This is a genomic window from Diaphorobacter caeni, from assembly GCF_015354245.1.
In the GTDB taxonomy this organism is placed as follows: Bacteria; Pseudomonadota; Gammaproteobacteria; order Burkholderiales; family Burkholderiaceae_C; genus Diaphorobacter_A; species Diaphorobacter_A caeni.
Genome location: NZ_JADKYZ010000012.1, coordinates 14,719 through 29,870, shown reverse-complemented (window position 1 = coordinate 29,870; position 15,152 = coordinate 14,719). Strand labels below are relative to the sequence as shown.

The window sequence follows — 15,152 nt, the reverse complement described above, 5'->3', positions numbered from 1 at the left end:
CGTTCACGGGCACGGGCTTTGTTCGCGCAAACGTGGCTGGCCGTGTTGAAATCGGACGCATGTCTGCGAAATCGAAACTCACCTCTCTCGTTGCGCATGTGACGCATGCTGCGCTGCCCTTCGTTCTGGGCCTGGCGGCCACCGGCGCGCTGGCCCAGGCCGGTGCCGAATGCGTACCGGACGGCACGGTCGCCGAAGTCAACGCCTGCGCCGTCAAGAAGTTCCAGGAGGCCGATTCGGCCCTGAACATCTACTACGGCGACGTGATGACCGCGCTGTCGGCGCACGAGCGCCCGCAGCTGCGTCAGGACCAGAAGAACTGGCAGCGCTCGCGCCGCGACTACTGCAACCGCCACAACCGCGGCAAGGAAGGCAAGCCCGAATGGATACAGCTCTACCACGAGTGCATGGTCAAGGTGACGCGCTCACGCCGCACCGCGCTCTCGCAATGGCTGCACACAGGCAACCCGCCGCCACCTGAGGCCAGCCTGCCGACGACCCCATAACAATCACGACACGGACCATCCGAGGAGACATCGCCATGGATTTTGAACTCACCGAAGACCAGCGCGCCTTTGCCGACACGGCCCGCGCCTTTGCCGAAGCCGAGTTCGCTCCGCATGCCGCCCAATGGGACGCCGAAGGCATCTTCCCGCGCGAAGCCATCGCCAAGGCGGGCGAGCTGGGCTTCTGCGGTCTCTACGCTCCGGAGAACGCTGGCGGCCTTGCCCTGCCCCGGCTCGACGCCACGCTGGTCTTCGAAGAGCTCGCAGCGGTAGATCCGTCGACCGCCGCCTTCATCACCATCCACAACATGGCGACCTGGATGCTCGGCACCTGGGCGACCGATGCCGTGCGCGCCGAATGGGGCGAGCAGCTCACAAACGGCCAAAAGCTCGCCAGCTACTGTCTGACCGAACCTGGTGCGGGCTCCGACGCTGCCTCCATCAAGACGCGTGCCGAACTCGTCGGCAATGAATACATCCTCAACGGCAGCAAGGCCTTCATCAGCGGCGCGGGCGCAACCGACGTGCTGGTGCTCATGGCGCGCACGGGCGACGCGCAATCGGGCGCCTCGGGCATCAGCGCCTTCGCCGTACCCGCCAATGCCCAAGGCATCAGCTACGGCAAGAAGGAAGAAAAGATGGGCTGGAACAGCCAGCCCACGCGCGTGATCAGCTTCGACAACGTGCGCATTCCCGCCGAGAACCTGCTGGGCCGCGAAGGCGAAGGCTTCAAGATCGCGATGAAGGGACTCGACGGCGGCCGGATCAACATCGCCACCTGCTCGGTCGGCGCGGCACAGGGCGCGCTCAAGCAGGCGCAAAGCTACATGCAGGAGCGCAAGCAGTTCGGCAAGCCCATCGCGAGCTTCCAGGCGCTGCAGTTCAAGCTCGCCGACATGGCTACCGAACTCGTCGCCGCGCGCCAGATGGTGCGCCTGGCCGCCAGCAAGCTCGACGCGGGCGCGCGCGACGCCTCCACCTACTGCGCCATGGCCAAGCGCTTCGCCACCGACGCGGGCTTCATGGTCTGCAACGAGGCGCTGCAACTGCACGGCGGCTATGGCTACATCCGCGAATACCCACTCGAGCGCCTGATGCGCGACTCGCGCGTGCACCAGATCCTGGAAGGTACCAATGAGATCATGCGGGTGATCATTGGGCGGCGCATGCTCGAAGGCGATGCGCCGGATGTGATTCGCTGAATCATGCACTGACATGGCCACCCGCCCTCTCTCCGACGACACCCTGCAGCTCATCGCCGCGGTGCGCGATGCCCTGTCACATTGCGCGGATGTCGATGAGCGCACGATGTTCGGCTGGTACGTGTTCATGGTGAACGACAAGATGTGCCTTGGCGTCAAGGGCGACGAGCTGCTGGTGCGCCTGCCGCCGTCCGAACACGACCGCGTCGCCGAGCGCCCGGGTGTGCGGACGCTGGATGCACAGGGAAAGATGCAGGGCTATTTCTGCGTCGAGCCTTCGGCCTATGCCACGAGGGCTCAATGGCAGGACTGGATCGATGGCGCGCTGGCCTACAACCCTCAGGCCAAGGCCTCCGCGCGACGCAAGACATCCGCCAAGGCTGCCGCGAAGAAAGCGCCCGCCAAAGCTGTCACCAAGAAAAAACGCCACAGCATCTTCGAAAGCGATCTGTAATTCTTCGGCCCCACAACGCAAGGATCCGCACATGTCAGTACGCATCGTTCAACTCGGCACTGCCCGCATCAAGGATGAAGGCCTGCGCATCGGCACCGTGCGCCGTCCGCCGCGTGGCGTGCCCAAGGCCGAGTTCTCGAGCCGCAACTACTACGACGTCTGGTATCCCGAACTCTCGCCCGAGCCCGATCTGATGACGCTCGCGCAGGAGGCCATCAAGCTGTTCGCCGACGGCCACGAAGCCGAGGCCACCAAGCTCTGGTCGCAGTTCGACAAGCAGTTCCGCAAGCAACTGGCCGACGCGGCGAGCAGCCGCACGCTCGATCTGCTGGCCGCGCTCTCGCAGACGGCGGCGTTTTCCATCGGCTGCTACTGCGACGAGGAACGCCGCTGCCATCGCAGCATCCTGCGTTCGCTGCTCAAGGAACGCGGTGCGCTGATCGCCGAATAGACCACGCCGCGAAAAACTTTCAAACCACCCATTTCACCCACAGGAGACAACACACATGCAAATCGCTTTCATCGGCCTCGGCAACATGGGCGCGCCCATGGCGATCAATCTGCAGAAAGCGGGTCACAGCGTCAAGGCGTTCGACCTCTCCAAGGACGCCTGCGAGCGCGTCAAGGCCGAAGGCGCGCAGGTCGCCACGTCCGCTGAAGACGCCGTTCAGGGCGCAGAAGTCGTCGTGAGCATGCTGCCCGCGAGCCAGCATGTCGAGGGCCTGTTCCTTGGCGGCAATGGCAAGGCCGGCCTGCTCGCGAGCATCGCCAAGGGCGCGCTGATCATCGATTCGTCCACCATCGCGGGCGCCACCAGCCAGAAGGTCGCCAAGGCCGCCGAAGCTGCGGGCATCGCCTTCATCGACGCCCCGGTCTCGGGTGGCACGGGCGGCGCGATTGCGGGCACGCTGACCTTCATGGTGGGCGGCTCCGAATCAAATCTCGAGCGCGCGCGTCCGCTGCTCGAAAAGATGGGCAAGAACATCTTCCACGCGGGCGACGTGGGCGCGGGCCAGACCGCCAAGATCTGCAACAACATGCTGCTCGGCATCCTGATGATCGGCACCAGCGAAGCCATCGCCATGGGCGTGGCCAACGGACTCGATCCCAAGGTGCTCTCCGAGATCATGCGCCGCAGCTCGGGCGGCAACTGGGCGCTCGAGGTCTACAACCCCTGCCCCGGCGTGCAGGAAAACTCCGCCGCCACACGCGGCTACACCGGCGGCTTCGGCACCGACCTGATGCTCAAGGACCTCGGCCTCGCGCAAGAATGCGCCATGTCGGTCAAGGCCAGCACCCCGCTCGGCGGCATGGCCCGCGCGATCTACGCCGCGCACAGCATCGGAGGGCATGGCGGCGAGGACTTCTCGAGCATCATCAAGATGCTGCAGGCCAACAAGGCCTGAGCGTCCTTTTCCCTGTCAGGGTCTTGCATGCGTCCCACAATGGCGACTCATGCAAGACGCCCTGCCTGAATCCCTTCCTGGCTACTACGCCGCCCGCGCACGGGAATACGACAGCATCTATCTGAAACCCGAACGTCAGGACGATCTGCGCGCCATGAAGGCCTGGCTTCCAACGCGGATCGGCACAGGCTCCGTCCTCGAAATCGCCTGCGGCACCGGCTACTGGACCCAGTTCTACGCCCCGCATTGCCAGCAGGTGCTGGGCATCGACGCGGCTGTCGAAACACTGGAGATCGCCCGCGCCCGCGTACCGCTCGCGCAGGTGCAATTCACCGTCGGCGACGCCTACCAGCTTCCCTCGCCCGTCGAGCGCCACGACGCCGCCTTTGCGGGCTTCTGGTGGTCGCACGTGCCGATCGCTCGCCAACAGGAGTTTCTGCGCGGCCTGCACAAAACCCTCCGGCCTGGAGCCCGCGTGGTGCTGATCGACAACCGTTATGTCGAAGGCAGCAGCACGCCGATCTCCGGCACCGACGTGGACGGCAACAGCTACCAGTCCCGGTCGCTCAAGGATGGCAGCACTCACCGCGTGCTCAAGAACTTCCCGACGGAACAGCAATTGCGCGAAGCGGTGGCCCCGCACGCAAGCGAGATCGAAGTCCGCGAATGGCCCTATTTCTGGGCGCTGAGCTACCGTCTGGCTTGAAGACAATCACCATGCACAACCATCCCAAACGCGACTTCATGAAGCTGGCCGCCCGCAGCGCGGCTCTTGGCCTTGGCGCGAGCGCCCTTGCCGCTCAGGCCCAGCACGCCCCCAAGGCCGCCAAAGGCCCCGTGCTGCTCACGGTGAGCGGCCGCATCGGCACGGGCAATCGGCAAGCGTTCGATCCGCAGCTCGATCAGCTCATGGGCAAGCACCAGGTGCGCTTTGACAAGGCCCACGCCTTTGACTACGACGCCATCACGGCGCTCCCGTCCGTCACCATCCATCCCACGCTCGAATACGACGCGAAAAAGCATGCGCTCAAAGGCCCGCTGTTCAGCGACGTGATGAAGGCCGCGGGCGTCACGTGGGCCGCCAACTTGTCCTTTCTGGTGCGCGCCATCGATGGCTACGGCGTGGCCATCTCCGCCGCGGAAATCACGAGTCGCCGCTTCATCATCGCCACCCACATCGACGATGCGCCGCTCGCCCTGGGCGGCATCGGCCCGCTGTGGTCGGTCTACGAAGCCGATCGTTTTCCTGACATGGCGAGCAAGTCCCTCAAGGAGCGCTTTGCGCTGTGTCCGTGGGGGACGTATCACGTCGATGTGTCGGCAGGGTGAACGCGCCCAATCTGGTGGAGCGCGAAGGCGCGGCGCATTTCGTCCCCTCCTCCTACAAGCGGCCCACTGGCGCGTGTCATATGGAATCGTCAGAATGGATCGGCTGATTCTTCCCAGCGTGATCTCTCATCGAGAGCGTGATGCACGCCTCGATGCGCAAGGAGTTTTCATTACATGTCCCGCCCCTCGAGAACCCGATCCACCGGCCGCCAGTTGGCGGAGCTGAGCGTCGCCGCGCCGCAGGTCATCGCCCACCGCGTCACCCGCATGGCGCTGTCTTCCCCCACCCATCTTTCCAAACGCGACCAGAAGGAATTCACCGGCATGGTGGCCGAGAAGCAGATTGCCTTCGCGCAGTCGTGGTGGACCCTGTGCATGGAGATGGGCAAGATGCAGCAGTCGCTGTTCTGGTCGTGGATGCGCGGCCCCATGGCGCTCTCCGGTCAGCTGTCGCGCATGCCGAAGACGCTGGAGCGCATCAGCGCGAAGTCCGTCGCGCCGATCCATCGCAAGGCGGTTCAGAACTCCAAGCGGCTGTCCCGCACCAAGCTGCTCTGATCGCGCATGCTCGGCACTCCCGCGCCCACCGCCAAGATCACGATGCTGATCCGCCGGCCCGTTGCCGAGGTGTTCAACGCGTTCGTCGATCCCCGCGTCACCACGCAATTCTGGTTCGACCGGGCGAGTGGCGCGCTCAACCAGGGCGCCACAGTCACCTGGCATTGGGAGCACTACGGCGTGAGCGCCAAGGTGCGGGTCGTGACGCTGGACACCAACCGGCGCCTCGTCATCGAATGGCCCGCCCGGGCTCAGTGGGACTTCGAGGAGCGGGCCGACGGCACCACCTTCGTGGCCATCACCGCCTCGGGTTTCGAGGGCTCGCCGCAGGAGCAGTACCGCCAGGTGCTCGACCAGACGGAGGGCTTCAATCTGGTGATCGCCGCATGCAAGGCATGGCTGGAGTTCGGCGTCAAGCTCAATGTCGTGGCCGACAAGGCACCCGACTTCAAGGCTGCGCCTTTGCATTTGCAATAAAGTGGCGTACTTTCATCCATCAAACACCGCGCCGCTCCCCAAGCGGCGCGCAATGCACACATCATGTCCCTGCCACCCAACAAGCAACGCAGCCGCCGCCAACGCAAGAAGATGCACATCGCAGAGTTCCAGGAGCTGGGCTTCGAATACGAAGTCGAACTCAAGGACAAGCTCTCCCCCGATGCGCAGGAAGCGCTGATGGACCAGTTCCTCACCGAGGTCGTCGTGCCCCGCAGCCTGATGCTCGGCGGCTGGCTCAGCGAAGGCTTCGTGACGGCCTACCCGCGCGGCTCCGCCACCGAAGAAGACCGCCAGGTCGTCGAAAAGTGGCTCAAGGCGCAGTTCAAGGACGCGCCGGTTCGCGTGAGCGAGTTGAAGGACGCCTGGTACGTCCAGGATTGATCACCGGCCTGCACGCGTGACGAGACCGCCCGCTGGAGAAATTCAGCGGGCGGTCTGCCATGGGGCCCACAATGCAATACGATATCCCTCGATACCGTGCTGCATTCATCCATGACTCCATCGCTGACCTGGCTCGATCCCGATGAACCCTTTCCCTGCGTCGACGACAGCTGGGGCCATGACTCTCCCGCGCCGGGGCTGCTGGCGGCGGGGGCGACCCTGGATGTCTGGCGCCTGAAGGCGGCGTACGCCAACGGCATCTTTCCGTGGTTCAGCCAGGGGCAGCCGATTCTCTGGTGGAGCCCCGATCCGCGCATGGTGCTGTACCCGGCGGAATTCAAACTGCACAACTCGCTGCGCAAGACGATCAAGCGCTTTCGCACCCTGCCCTCGTGCGAGGTGCGCATCGACAGCGATTTCAGCGCGGTCATCAACGCCTGCTCGTCCTCGCCGCGCTCCGGGCAGAGCGGCACCTGGATCGTGCCCGCGATGATCGAAGCCTACGAACAGCTGCATGCGGCGGGCACCGCCCACAGCGTGGAAACCTGGGTGGACGGCAAGCTCGTGGGCGGGCTCTACTGCATCGCCATCGGCCGCGCGGTGTTCGGAGAATCGATGTTCGCGCATGCGACCGACGCCTCCAAGGTCGCCCTGTCCGCGCTGGTGGGCCTGTGCCGCACGCAGGGCGTCGAGATGATCGACTGCCAGCAGAACACCGCGCACCTCGCATCGCTGGGTGGCCGCGAAGTCTCGCGCGCGCAGTTTCTGACCAAGGTTCACGAAGCCCGTGCCAACGATGAGCTCGACTGGACTTTCAAGCCCGTATACTGGGATTCATTGTTGTCTTCGCCATCTTCCGTGTGACCCAGCTCAACGACCTGCCACTGCAATCGCTGCAGTTTTATGCGACAGCCCCCTACACCTGCAGCTACCTGCCGGGCCGGCTGGCGCGTTCCCAGGTTGCCACGCCCAGTCACCTGATCCACAACAACGTCTATTCCGACCTCGTCGCACGCGGTTTCCGCCGCAGCGGCATGTTCACCTACCGTCCCTACTGCGACGGCTGTCAGGCCTGCGTGCCGCTGCGCGTGCTGGTCAACGAATTCAAACCCGACCGCAGCCAGCGCCGCGCCTTTTCCCAGCACTCCCATCTGCAGGCCCGCGTGCTGCGCCTGTGCTATCTGCCCGAGCATTACCAGCTCTACCTGCGCTACCAGAACGCGCGCCATGCAGGCGGCGGCATGGATCACGACAGCATCGACCAGTACACCCAGTTCCTGCTGCAAAGCCGCGTCAACTCACGCCTGGTGGAGTTCCGCGAGACGCACGCGGACGGCACGCCCGGAGCGCTCAAGATGGTGTCGATTCTCGACGTGCTCGACGACGGCATCTCCGCCGTCTACACGTTCTACGAGCCCGAGGACAAGACCAGCTACGGCACCTACAACGTGCAGTGGCAGATCCAGCAGGCCCGCTCCCTTGGACTGCCCTTCGTCTACCTCGGCTACTGGATCGAGCAAAGCCCCAAGATGAACTACAAGGCCCGCTTCGAGCCGAACGAGCGGCTGGTGCAGGGACAGTGGCAGCGCGGCGCAGCCGCCAAGTGAGAGCGACGAGTCAGGTTCGCCTTGACGCATGAAAAGACGCCCTCGCATCCCAGCATGCGAGGGCGTCTTCTCTCTTTTCTCTACCTCGTTCAACTGAGCGTTGCATCCGGCCCGTGCGGGGGCCGAGATCGCAAACACGCTCCTATGGCGTCGGATCAAGCCTGCAGATCGAACACCAGCACCTCGGCGTCCTTGCCGTCGGTGAGCTTGATGTCGGCCTCGTCCTTGATCAGCGCGGCATCGCCGGTCTTGAGCGATTGGCCGTTGACCTTGAGTTCCCCCTTGACCAGATGCACATAGGCCTTGCGGGTCGGGTCGATCTTCAGGTCGGCCTGTTCCGCGCCGTTGAACAGGCCTGCATACAGGCGTGCATCGGCGTGGATGTTCACGACGCCTTCATCGCCGCCGGGCGCGGCCACCAGACGCAGGCGGCCCTGCTTCTGGTCGTCGGGGACCGTGATCTGCTCGTAGCTCGGAGGCACGCCGGTCTCGTTGGGCTCGATCCAGATCTGCAGGAAGTGCGTGGTCTCGCCTTCGGCATGGTTGAACTCGCTGTGGCGCACGCCGGTGCCGGCGCTCATGCGCTGCACGTCTCCGGGCGGGATGCCCTTGACGTTGCCCATGCTGTCCTTGTGTGCCAAGTTGCCCGAAAGCACGTAGCTGATGATTTCCATGTCACGGTGACCGTGGGTGCCGAAGCCGGTGCCGGGGGCGATGCGGTCTTCGTTGATCACACGCAGATTGCCCCAGCCCATGTGGCGTGGATCATAGTAATCTGCGAACGAAAAGCTGTGACGCGACTTGAGCCAGCCATGGTCAGCAAGGCCGCGGTCATCAGAATGGCGAATGGTCAACATAAAAAGCTCCTTCGTGTGGGTTGCGGGCTTCGTCGAACCCGATGTATGTACTGTAGATGGGGCGTGCTGCCGCGTGTCTCAAGCCGGTTGAAGGCATCGTTCAAATGAATTGAAGTAAAGTGGCGCCACCATGCAAAACGCACGCGATGTACTGACACCGGAAAATCTCACCATGCTGCAGTTGATAGCGGACACGGGCAGCTTTGCGGCCGCCGCGCGCGAGTTGCAGCTGGTGCCGAGCGCGCTCACCTACCGCGTGCGCCAGATCGAGGACGCACTGGACGTGCTGCTGTTTGACCGGAGTTCGCGCCAGGCCCACCCGACCGAGGCCGGAGCGGAACTGCTGCGCGAAGGGGCGCGTCTGCTCGAAGACGTGGATTCGGTGGCCAACCATGTGCGCCGCGTCGCGACCGGCTGGGAACCCCAGCTCACGCTGAGCGTGGACCAGATCATCTCCACGCCCACGATGCTGGAGCTCGCGCAGTCGTTCTACGACATCAAGCCGACGCCGCCGACGCGGCTCAAGCTCACCGACGGCATTCTCAGCGGCACGCTGGAGTGCCTGACCTCGGGCCGTGCCGACATCGCCATTGGAGTGGCCGTCGACACGCCGAGCATCGCGGGGCTGCAGAGCGCGCCGCTGGGTTCGCTCAAGTTCGTGTTCGTGGTCGCACCGCATCACCCGCTGGCCAACCTGCCCGAGCCGCTGAGCGACGCCACGCTGCGCGAGCACCGGATGATCGCCGTGGCCGATTCCGCCAGCCGCTCGAACGTGACGATGGGCATTCTTCCCGGTCAGGACGTGCTGACGGTGGACTCGATGAGCGCCAAGATCCAGGCCCAGTTGCGCGGCATGGGCGCCGGGTTTCTGCCCGAGCCCATGGTGCGCTCCTATGTCAACGCCGGTCACCTCGTCGTGAAGGCCGTGCAGCGCCCGCAGCGCACGGTGCGGTTGAGCTATGTCTGGGGCCGCAGCATGCAGAAGTCGCCCGGCCAGGCCCTGCAATGGTGGCTCAAGCAACTCAAGAGCGAGGCCACGCAACGCTCCTTACTGGAAAACCACCATCACTTCTGAGCCGGTCGCGGCCAATTGGAGTCATAAGCCGTGTAGAGTGTCAAAGCCGCATCGCGAAGGAAGACACATTCGGGATTTTCGGGCGCGCCGCCGTGACGATCTCCGTGGACTCCCGATGACTCCTTTGGGCTGCATCCACTTTTTTAGACTGGGTCCGTCATGCTAGACACTACTTCCAGGAATTCCGAGCCCGAACACCGCCCCTATGGAGGCATCCGCTCCAAGCCCAAGCGAATCGCCGTGATCGGCGCCGGCATGGCCGGCATCACCTGTGCGCGCACGCTGATGCAGGCGGGCCATGACGTGACGGTTTTCGAGAAGCAGCCGGAAGCCTCGGGGCGCACCTCGGTCGTGCATTCGGTGTGCGGCACCTATGACGTGGGTGCGCAGTATTTCACCGTGCGCGACGCGCGTTTCCAGAAGGCGCTTGATACGGTTCCCGGCCTGTGCCGCGCCTGGAGCGTGAACACGGTGCGCGTGCTCGATGAGGCCGGCCGCGTGGTCGCCGCCGCACCGCCACCGGGCGAGCGCCACTGGGTCGCCACTCCCGCGATGGATGCCCTCGTCAAGACCTGGGCACAGCCAATCATCGACAAGGGCCGCCTGGTCACCAACACCACCATCTCCGCCATCGAGCGCGATGTGGTCTCTCCCGAACAATGGCAGCTGCGCGCGCAGCTGCCCGACGGCGGCAACAGCGTGCACGCCGGCTTCGACACCGTGCTGCTGGCCGTGCCGGCGCCGCTCGCTCAGGCCATTCAGGGCGAACACCGGACCCTTTGGGAAGAAGAGCTCGCCAAGGTCGAACCGCGCCCTGCTGGACGCTGATGATCGGCTTTCCTCAAGCCGTGCGCCCCGGCCTCACCACGCTCGGCCCGCAGTGGAATGCGGCGCGCAGCACCCACCACCGCATCGCCTGGCTGGCGCGTGAATCCTCCAAGCCCGCTCGCTCGCAGGTCGAACGCTGGACGGTGCAGGCCAGCCCGCAGTGGTCGCTCGAGCATCTGAAAGACGACCCCGCTCGCGTGCAGGCCAAGCTGCTGCGCGCGTTCTCGGAAGTGACCGGCATACGCGCAACGCCCAGCCAGATCGAGATCCGCCGCTGGACGCACGCGCGCACCATGATGCCGCTCGGTCAATCAGCGCTGTGGGACGACGACGCCCAGCTCGGCCTCTGTGGCGACTGGTGTCTGGGCCACCGGCTCGAGGACGCCTTCATCTCCGGGCTCGAATTGGCGCTCGCCGCCATTGATGTCGCTCATTCCAACAAGGCTTTTTCGTAAAATCGCCGTTCTGAGACCTTTCGCACGAGAACTGATCGTGCGAAGGATCCCCAAGGAACAGACGGCAGATGACAGAAGAAGCAGCGTTGACGGACAGCCAGTGGGCAGGTCAGTACACGGGAAGATTTGCGCCCTCGCCCACCGGCCCGCTGCACGCGGGCTCGCTGGTCGCGGCGCTCGCCAGCTGGCTGGACGCCCGCGCCGCCGGTGGCCGCTGGCTGGTGCGCATCGAGGATGTGGATCAGCCGCGGTGCTCCGAGGCCGCGTCGGCCGAGATTCTTTCCCAGCTCGCCGCTTGCCAACTGCATGCGGATGAACCGCCCGTCCACCAAACCCAGCGCACCGCGCGCTATCAGGCACTGCTCGACCAGCTGCTGACCGCACGCTGGGCGTTCCCGTGCGCCTGCACCCGGCGCGACATCGCGCAGGCACTGCAAGCCGAGGGGCACACGCACGAACGCCACACCGAACAGGTCTACCCCGGCATCTGCCGAGATGGACTGCAGGGACGCCCCGCCCGTTCGTGGCGTTTTCACACCGTGCGGCGTCAACAATCGTCAGCCACCGAGGTGCGCAACGAGGGCTCCATCACCCTCTCAAGTGCGGGCGTGAAGTGGCACGACCGCAGACTGGGGCCTCAGATTCAGGATGTGGCGGCCACCGTCGGCGACTTCGTGCTGCTGCGTGCCGACGGCATCTGGGCCTATCAGATGGCGGTGGTGGCAGACGATGCAGATCAAGGCGTCACCCACGTCGTTCGGGGTGAGGATTTGACCGACAATACGGCCCGCCAGATCATGCTGCAGGCCACTTTGGGGTTCAGCAGCCCCCGCTATCTGCACACCCCTCTGGTGCGTGCCGCCGACGGTGAAAAACTCTCCAAGCAACACGGCGCACCGCCCATCGACAGCGCCAGACCGCTGCTCGCCCTGTGCGATGCCGCCGCCGCGCTGGCCCTGCCCGTGAGCGACGCTCAACGTCAGGGCACGATCGCGGAAGCTCTCGCTTTTTGGGTGAATGCCTGGCCCTACAGACTCAATTAAGAAATTACAATCTATTCCTGTGACAACAATTACTTCTCCTATCGCATCTGACGCGAACCCGGACGCTGCATCGAGCCAGCAAGGCGCAACTGCGGCTCCCGCCGACGTCGCCCACCCCAAGGCCATCAAAAGCTACGTGCTGCGCGCCGGCCGCGTGACCACGGGCCAGGCCAAGGCGCTTGAGACGCTGGGTCCGCGCTTCGTGCTCGACTACGCGCCCGCCCCGCTCGACGCCACGGCGGCCTTCGGCCGCGCTGCGCCGCTGATCCTCGAGATCGGCTTCGGCATGGGAGACGCCACCGCGCACATCGCCCAGGTGCGCCCCGAAGACAACTTCCTGTGCTGCGAAGTCCACGCGCCCGGCGTCGGCGCGCTGCTCAAGCGCGTGGGCGAAGGCCAGATCGAGAATATCCGCATCCTGCAGCACGACGCCGTCGAGGTGATCGACAACATGCTGCCCGAGGGCTCGCTCGATGGCGTGCACATCTTCTTTCCCGATCCATGGCACAAGAAGCGCCACCACAAGCGCCGCCTGATCCAGCCGCCGCTCGTGGCCAAGCTTGCCTCCCGTCTCAAGCCCGGTGGTTACCTCCACTGCGCGACCGACTGGGAGCCCTATGCCGAACAGATTCTCGAGGTGCTGAGCGCCGATCCGCATCTGCTCAACAGCGCCGAGGGCTACGCACCGCAGCCCGCCTACCGTCCACTCACCAAGTTTGAAAACCGTGGCCTGCGCCTCGGTCACGGTGTGTGGGATCTCGTCTTCAAAAGGCGCTGAACCTTCGTCGGAAATGCCATGGAAGAAACCCAGGAACAGTCAGCGATGACACCCATACTTCAACACCTTGTGGAGATGACCGGACACCGGGACCACTTGCGTCTGGAGGCATCGGTGCTCACCACGTTGCTGCAACTGGGCAAGAGCATGGAAGTGCGCGCGCTGGAGTTCTTCTTCAGCGACTCGCAGGTGATGGTGCGCCCCCGCAGCTGGAGCCATCGCGGCGAGGTGATCTCCTCGGAGTGCGAGGCCCCGGCCGACCCGGCCCGCGGCATTCTCGCCAACATGCCCGAGCTCACCGAGTGCCTCAGGGAGCACTGCGAGGCGGCCCTGCGCAGCGCCCCCCACAGCCACACGCTCTGGCTGCCGGTGTGGATCGAGGAAAAGGCCTACGGCTGCCTTGAGATCACCCAGACCAAACCCTTCACGCGCCGCCAGCGTGACGTCATCATGGGCGTGTTTCAGGTCTACCAGAACTACCAGAGCCTGCTCGACTACAGCGAGCGCGACGCCCTCACCGGCCTGCTCAACCGCAAGACCTTCGAAGAGCATTTCGCGCGCATCACCGCACCGAATTCAGACTTCGGCCCGCTCGAGCCCGGAGCCGACACGCCCCAGCAATGGCTGGCCGTGATTGACATCGACCACTTCAAGCAGGTCAATGACGTCTACGGACACCTCTATGGTGACGAGGTGCTGATCCTCGTGGCCAACCTGCTGCGCTCGTCGTTCCGCGCGCAGGACCGGGTATTCCGCTTCGGCGGCGAGGAATTCGTGGTGCTGCTGCGCTCAGCCACGCTCGAGCACGCGGCGCAGGCCTTCGAGCGTTTTCGCTCCACCGTCGAGGAACACATGTTCCCGCAGATCGGCGGCATCACGGTGAGCATCGGCTTCACCTCCACCATGGACGGCGCCCCGGTCGAAGTGCTCGGCCGCGCCGATCAGGCCCTCTACTACGCCAAGGAAAATGGCCGCAACCAGGTGCGCTACTACGACCTGATGCTCTCACGCGGCGAGGTCAAGACGCAGATCGCGCACGGCGAGATCGAGCTGTTCTGAACCCCGCGGGAGCTGGCGTCGCACCGCGGGCTCAAGCCACCTTAGCCGAACTCTCCAGCAGCGCCACGAACGCCTTGAGCGCGGGCGTGAAATGCTTGTCCCGGTGCACCACCCAGTAGCACTGGCGGTCGGTATGCGGCATCGCCGAATCGAGCACGATCAGGCGACCATCGCGCACGTAGTCATCGATCACGAAACGCGACAGGCTGGCGATGCCCAGGCCCAGTGCGGCCGCGCTGCGGATCGCCTCGGAACTGCCCAGTTCAATGCTGCGCTGGTAGCCTCCCAGATGCGGCAGCACCGCCGCGTCTGACGCCTCGCGCGTGCCCGAGCCCTGCTCGCGCACCAGCCACACGGCACGGCGCAGCTCGTCGATGGACAGCGGCTTGCCGGATGCTCTGGCCGCCTCCGCGAGCGCATGCGATGGCGAGGCCACCAGCACCAGTTCATCGCGCAGCCAGGGATTCACCTCCAGCGCCGGTTCGTGTGACGGCCCTTCGATCAGACCGATGTCGAGCTCGAACGCCGCCACGCGCGCGCAGATCTCGGCGCTGTTGTTGACGGCAAGGCGCGCATGCCACGAAGCCGCCTTGGCGTGGCGGTCGCCCAGGTATTCGGCCAGAAGGCGTGGCAGCACGTGATTGCCAAGCGTGGTGCTCGCGCCGATGCGCAGCATCTGCAGTTGCTCCTCAGGCGCGAGGCCCATGCGCTCGACGTCCACCGCGCCTTCCAGCAGCGCCTGCGCGCGCGGCAGCAAGGCGCGGCCGTTGTCGTTGAGCAGCAGGCGGCGGCCCGTGCGGTCGAACAGGCGCAGCGACAGCAGCCGCTCCAGCTCGTTGATCGCCGAGCTGGTAGCCGACTGTGACAGCGCAATCGCCTCGGCCGCGCTGGCCGTGCTGCCGGTGCGCGCGACGGCCATGAAAATCTGCAATTGCCTCAATGTCAGGCGCAACACGTCCATTGGAATTTCCTTCAAACCCATGCTTGACCCGACTGGCAGGTCATCGTTTGCTATTGATTTTAATAGAAGTTTTGGTTATTAAGCGAATTCATTGATTGATTATAGAAAAACAATCTGTTGGATTGCTTATGAGGTTTTTGAGACATTTCGTTCCA

Annotated in this window: 19 protein-coding genes and 1 pseudogene; 18 read left to right on the top strand and 2 right to left on the bottom strand. The window is 64.7% G+C overall.

Annotated features, from left to right (window positions below; all coding sequences use genetic code 11):
• Nucleotides 1–59: 59 nt before the first annotated feature.
• From ISG32_RS24510 to ISG32_RS24455, 12 genes and pseudogenes are all read left to right on the top strand, one after another.
• On the top strand, nucleotides 60–506 hold the full coding sequence (locus ISG32_RS24510) for a lysozyme inhibitor LprI family protein (protein WP_194773642.1): 447 nt from the start codon (nucleotides 60–62) through the stop codon (nucleotides 504–506).
• A 35-nt stretch (nucleotides 507–541) separates the two neighbouring features.
• Nucleotides 542–1,708, top strand: coding sequence for an acyl-CoA dehydrogenase family protein (locus tag ISG32_RS24505; RefSeq protein ID WP_194773641.1), 1,167 nt, complete (start codon nucleotides 542–544; stop codon nucleotides 1,706–1,708).
• 13 nt (nucleotides 1,709–1,721) lie between these two features.
• Complete coding sequence (locus ISG32_RS24500; RefSeq protein ID WP_194773640.1) at nucleotides 1,722–2,162, top strand: TfoX/Sxy family protein; 441 nt, start codon at nucleotides 1,722–1,724, stop codon at nucleotides 2,160–2,162.
• A 31-nt stretch (nucleotides 2,163–2,193) separates the two neighbouring features.
• Nucleotides 2,194–2,613 (top strand): DUF488 domain-containing protein, encoded by a 420-nt coding sequence (locus ISG32_RS24495; protein ID WP_194773639.1) that lies wholly within the window; start codon nucleotides 2,194–2,196, stop codon nucleotides 2,611–2,613.
• Between the two features lie 31 nt (nucleotides 2,614–2,644).
• Nucleotides 2,645–3,568 (top strand): annotated as a pseudogene (mmsB, locus tag ISG32_RS24490) (3-hydroxyisobutyrate dehydrogenase); the annotation flags it as partial.
• 49 nt (nucleotides 3,569–3,617) lie between these two features.
• Nucleotides 3,618–4,274, top strand: a complete 657-nt coding sequence (locus ISG32_RS24485; protein WP_194773637.1) for a class I SAM-dependent methyltransferase — start codon at nucleotides 3,618–3,620, stop codon at nucleotides 4,272–4,274.
• 11 nt (nucleotides 4,275–4,285) lie between these two features.
• The gene (locus tag ISG32_RS24480; RefSeq protein WP_194773636.1) at nucleotides 4,286–4,897 is read left to right on the top strand and encodes a molybdopterin-dependent oxidoreductase; all 612 of its coding nucleotides are present in this window, start codon (nucleotides 4,286–4,288) and stop codon (nucleotides 4,895–4,897) included.
• 174 nt (nucleotides 4,898–5,071) lie between these two features.
• Entirely contained in the window at nucleotides 5,072–5,455 is a 384-nt protein-coding gene (locus ISG32_RS24475; RefSeq protein WP_194773635.1) for a polyhydroxyalkanoate granule-associated phasin, read from the top strand.
• Between the two features lie 6 nt (nucleotides 5,456–5,461).
• Nucleotides 5,462–5,932 carry an SRPBCC family protein gene (locus ISG32_RS24470; RefSeq protein WP_194773634.1) on the top strand — a complete coding sequence of 157 codons (471 nt, stop codon included), beginning with the start codon at nucleotides 5,462–5,464 and terminating at the stop codon, nucleotides 5,930–5,932.
• Nucleotides 5,933–5,995: 63 nt separating this feature from the next.
• Nucleotides 5,996–6,334, top strand: a complete 339-nt coding sequence (locus ISG32_RS24465; RefSeq protein ID WP_194773633.1) for a YggL 50S ribosome-binding family protein — start codon at nucleotides 5,996–5,998, stop codon at nucleotides 6,332–6,334.
• 111 nt (nucleotides 6,335–6,445) lie between these two features.
• Entirely contained in the window at nucleotides 6,446–7,198 is a 753-nt protein-coding gene (gene aat, locus ISG32_RS24460; RefSeq protein ID WP_194773632.1) for a leucyl/phenylalanyl-tRNA--protein transferase, read from the top strand.
• Nucleotides 7,195–7,941: an arginyltransferase gene (locus ISG32_RS24455; protein ID WP_194773631.1), complete on the top strand. Its 747-nt coding sequence runs from the start codon at nucleotides 7,195–7,197 to the stop codon at nucleotides 7,939–7,941. The genes aat and ISG32_RS24455 overlap by 4 nt, the downstream gene beginning before the upstream one ends.
• Before the next feature lie 155 nt (nucleotides 7,942–8,096).
• Here ISG32_RS24455 and ISG32_RS24450 read toward each other — a convergent pair whose 3' ends face one another.
• The gene (locus tag ISG32_RS24450) at nucleotides 8,097–8,798 is read right to left on the bottom strand and encodes a pirin family protein (RefSeq protein WP_194773630.1); all 702 of its coding nucleotides are present in this window, start codon (nucleotides 8,796–8,798) and stop codon (nucleotides 8,097–8,099) included.
• A 130-nt stretch (nucleotides 8,799–8,928) separates the two neighbouring features.
• Here ISG32_RS24450 and ISG32_RS24445 point away from each other — a divergent pair, with 130 nt between their 5' ends.
• From ISG32_RS24445 to ISG32_RS24425, 6 genes are all read left to right on the top strand, one after another.
• On the top strand, nucleotides 8,929–9,873 hold the full coding sequence (locus ISG32_RS24445) for a LysR family transcriptional regulator (RefSeq protein ID WP_194773629.1): 945 nt from the start codon (nucleotides 8,929–8,931) through the stop codon (nucleotides 9,871–9,873).
• 159 nt (nucleotides 9,874–10,032) lie between these two features.
• The gene (locus ISG32_RS27855; RefSeq protein WP_323745990.1) at nucleotides 10,033–10,701 is read left to right on the top strand and encodes an FAD-dependent oxidoreductase; all 669 of its coding nucleotides are present in this window, start codon (nucleotides 10,033–10,035) and stop codon (nucleotides 10,699–10,701) included.
• The gene (locus ISG32_RS27850) at nucleotides 10,701–11,156 is read left to right on the top strand and encodes an NAD(P)/FAD-dependent oxidoreductase (RefSeq protein WP_323745989.1); all 456 of its coding nucleotides are present in this window, start codon (nucleotides 10,701–10,703) and stop codon (nucleotides 11,154–11,156) included. The genes ISG32_RS27855 and ISG32_RS27850 overlap by 1 nt, the downstream gene beginning before the upstream one ends.
• 68 nt (nucleotides 11,157–11,224) lie before the next feature.
• Nucleotides 11,225–12,199 carry a tRNA glutamyl-Q(34) synthetase GluQRS gene (gluQRS, locus tag ISG32_RS24435; protein ID WP_194773628.1) on the top strand — a complete coding sequence of 325 codons (975 nt, stop codon included), beginning with the start codon at nucleotides 11,225–11,227 and terminating at the stop codon, nucleotides 12,197–12,199.
• 19 nt (nucleotides 12,200–12,218) lie between these two features.
• Nucleotides 12,219–12,977, top strand: a complete 759-nt coding sequence (trmB, locus tag ISG32_RS24430) for a tRNA (guanosine(46)-N7)-methyltransferase TrmB (RefSeq protein ID WP_407645092.1) — start codon at nucleotides 12,219–12,221, stop codon at nucleotides 12,975–12,977.
• Nucleotides 12,978–13,022: 45 nt separating this feature from the next.
• On the top strand, nucleotides 13,023–14,036 hold the full coding sequence (locus ISG32_RS24425) for a GGDEF domain-containing protein (RefSeq protein ID WP_194773626.1): 1,014 nt from the start codon (nucleotides 13,023–13,025) through the stop codon (nucleotides 14,034–14,036).
• Nucleotides 14,037–14,067: 31 nt separating this feature from the next.
• Here the strand turns inward: ISG32_RS24425 and ISG32_RS24420 are convergent, their stop codons facing one another.
• Nucleotides 14,068–14,997 (bottom strand): LysR substrate-binding domain-containing protein, encoded by a 930-nt coding sequence (locus ISG32_RS24420; protein WP_194773625.1) that lies wholly within the window; start codon nucleotides 14,995–14,997, stop codon nucleotides 14,068–14,070.
• Nucleotides 14,998–15,152 lie beyond the last annotated feature (155 nt).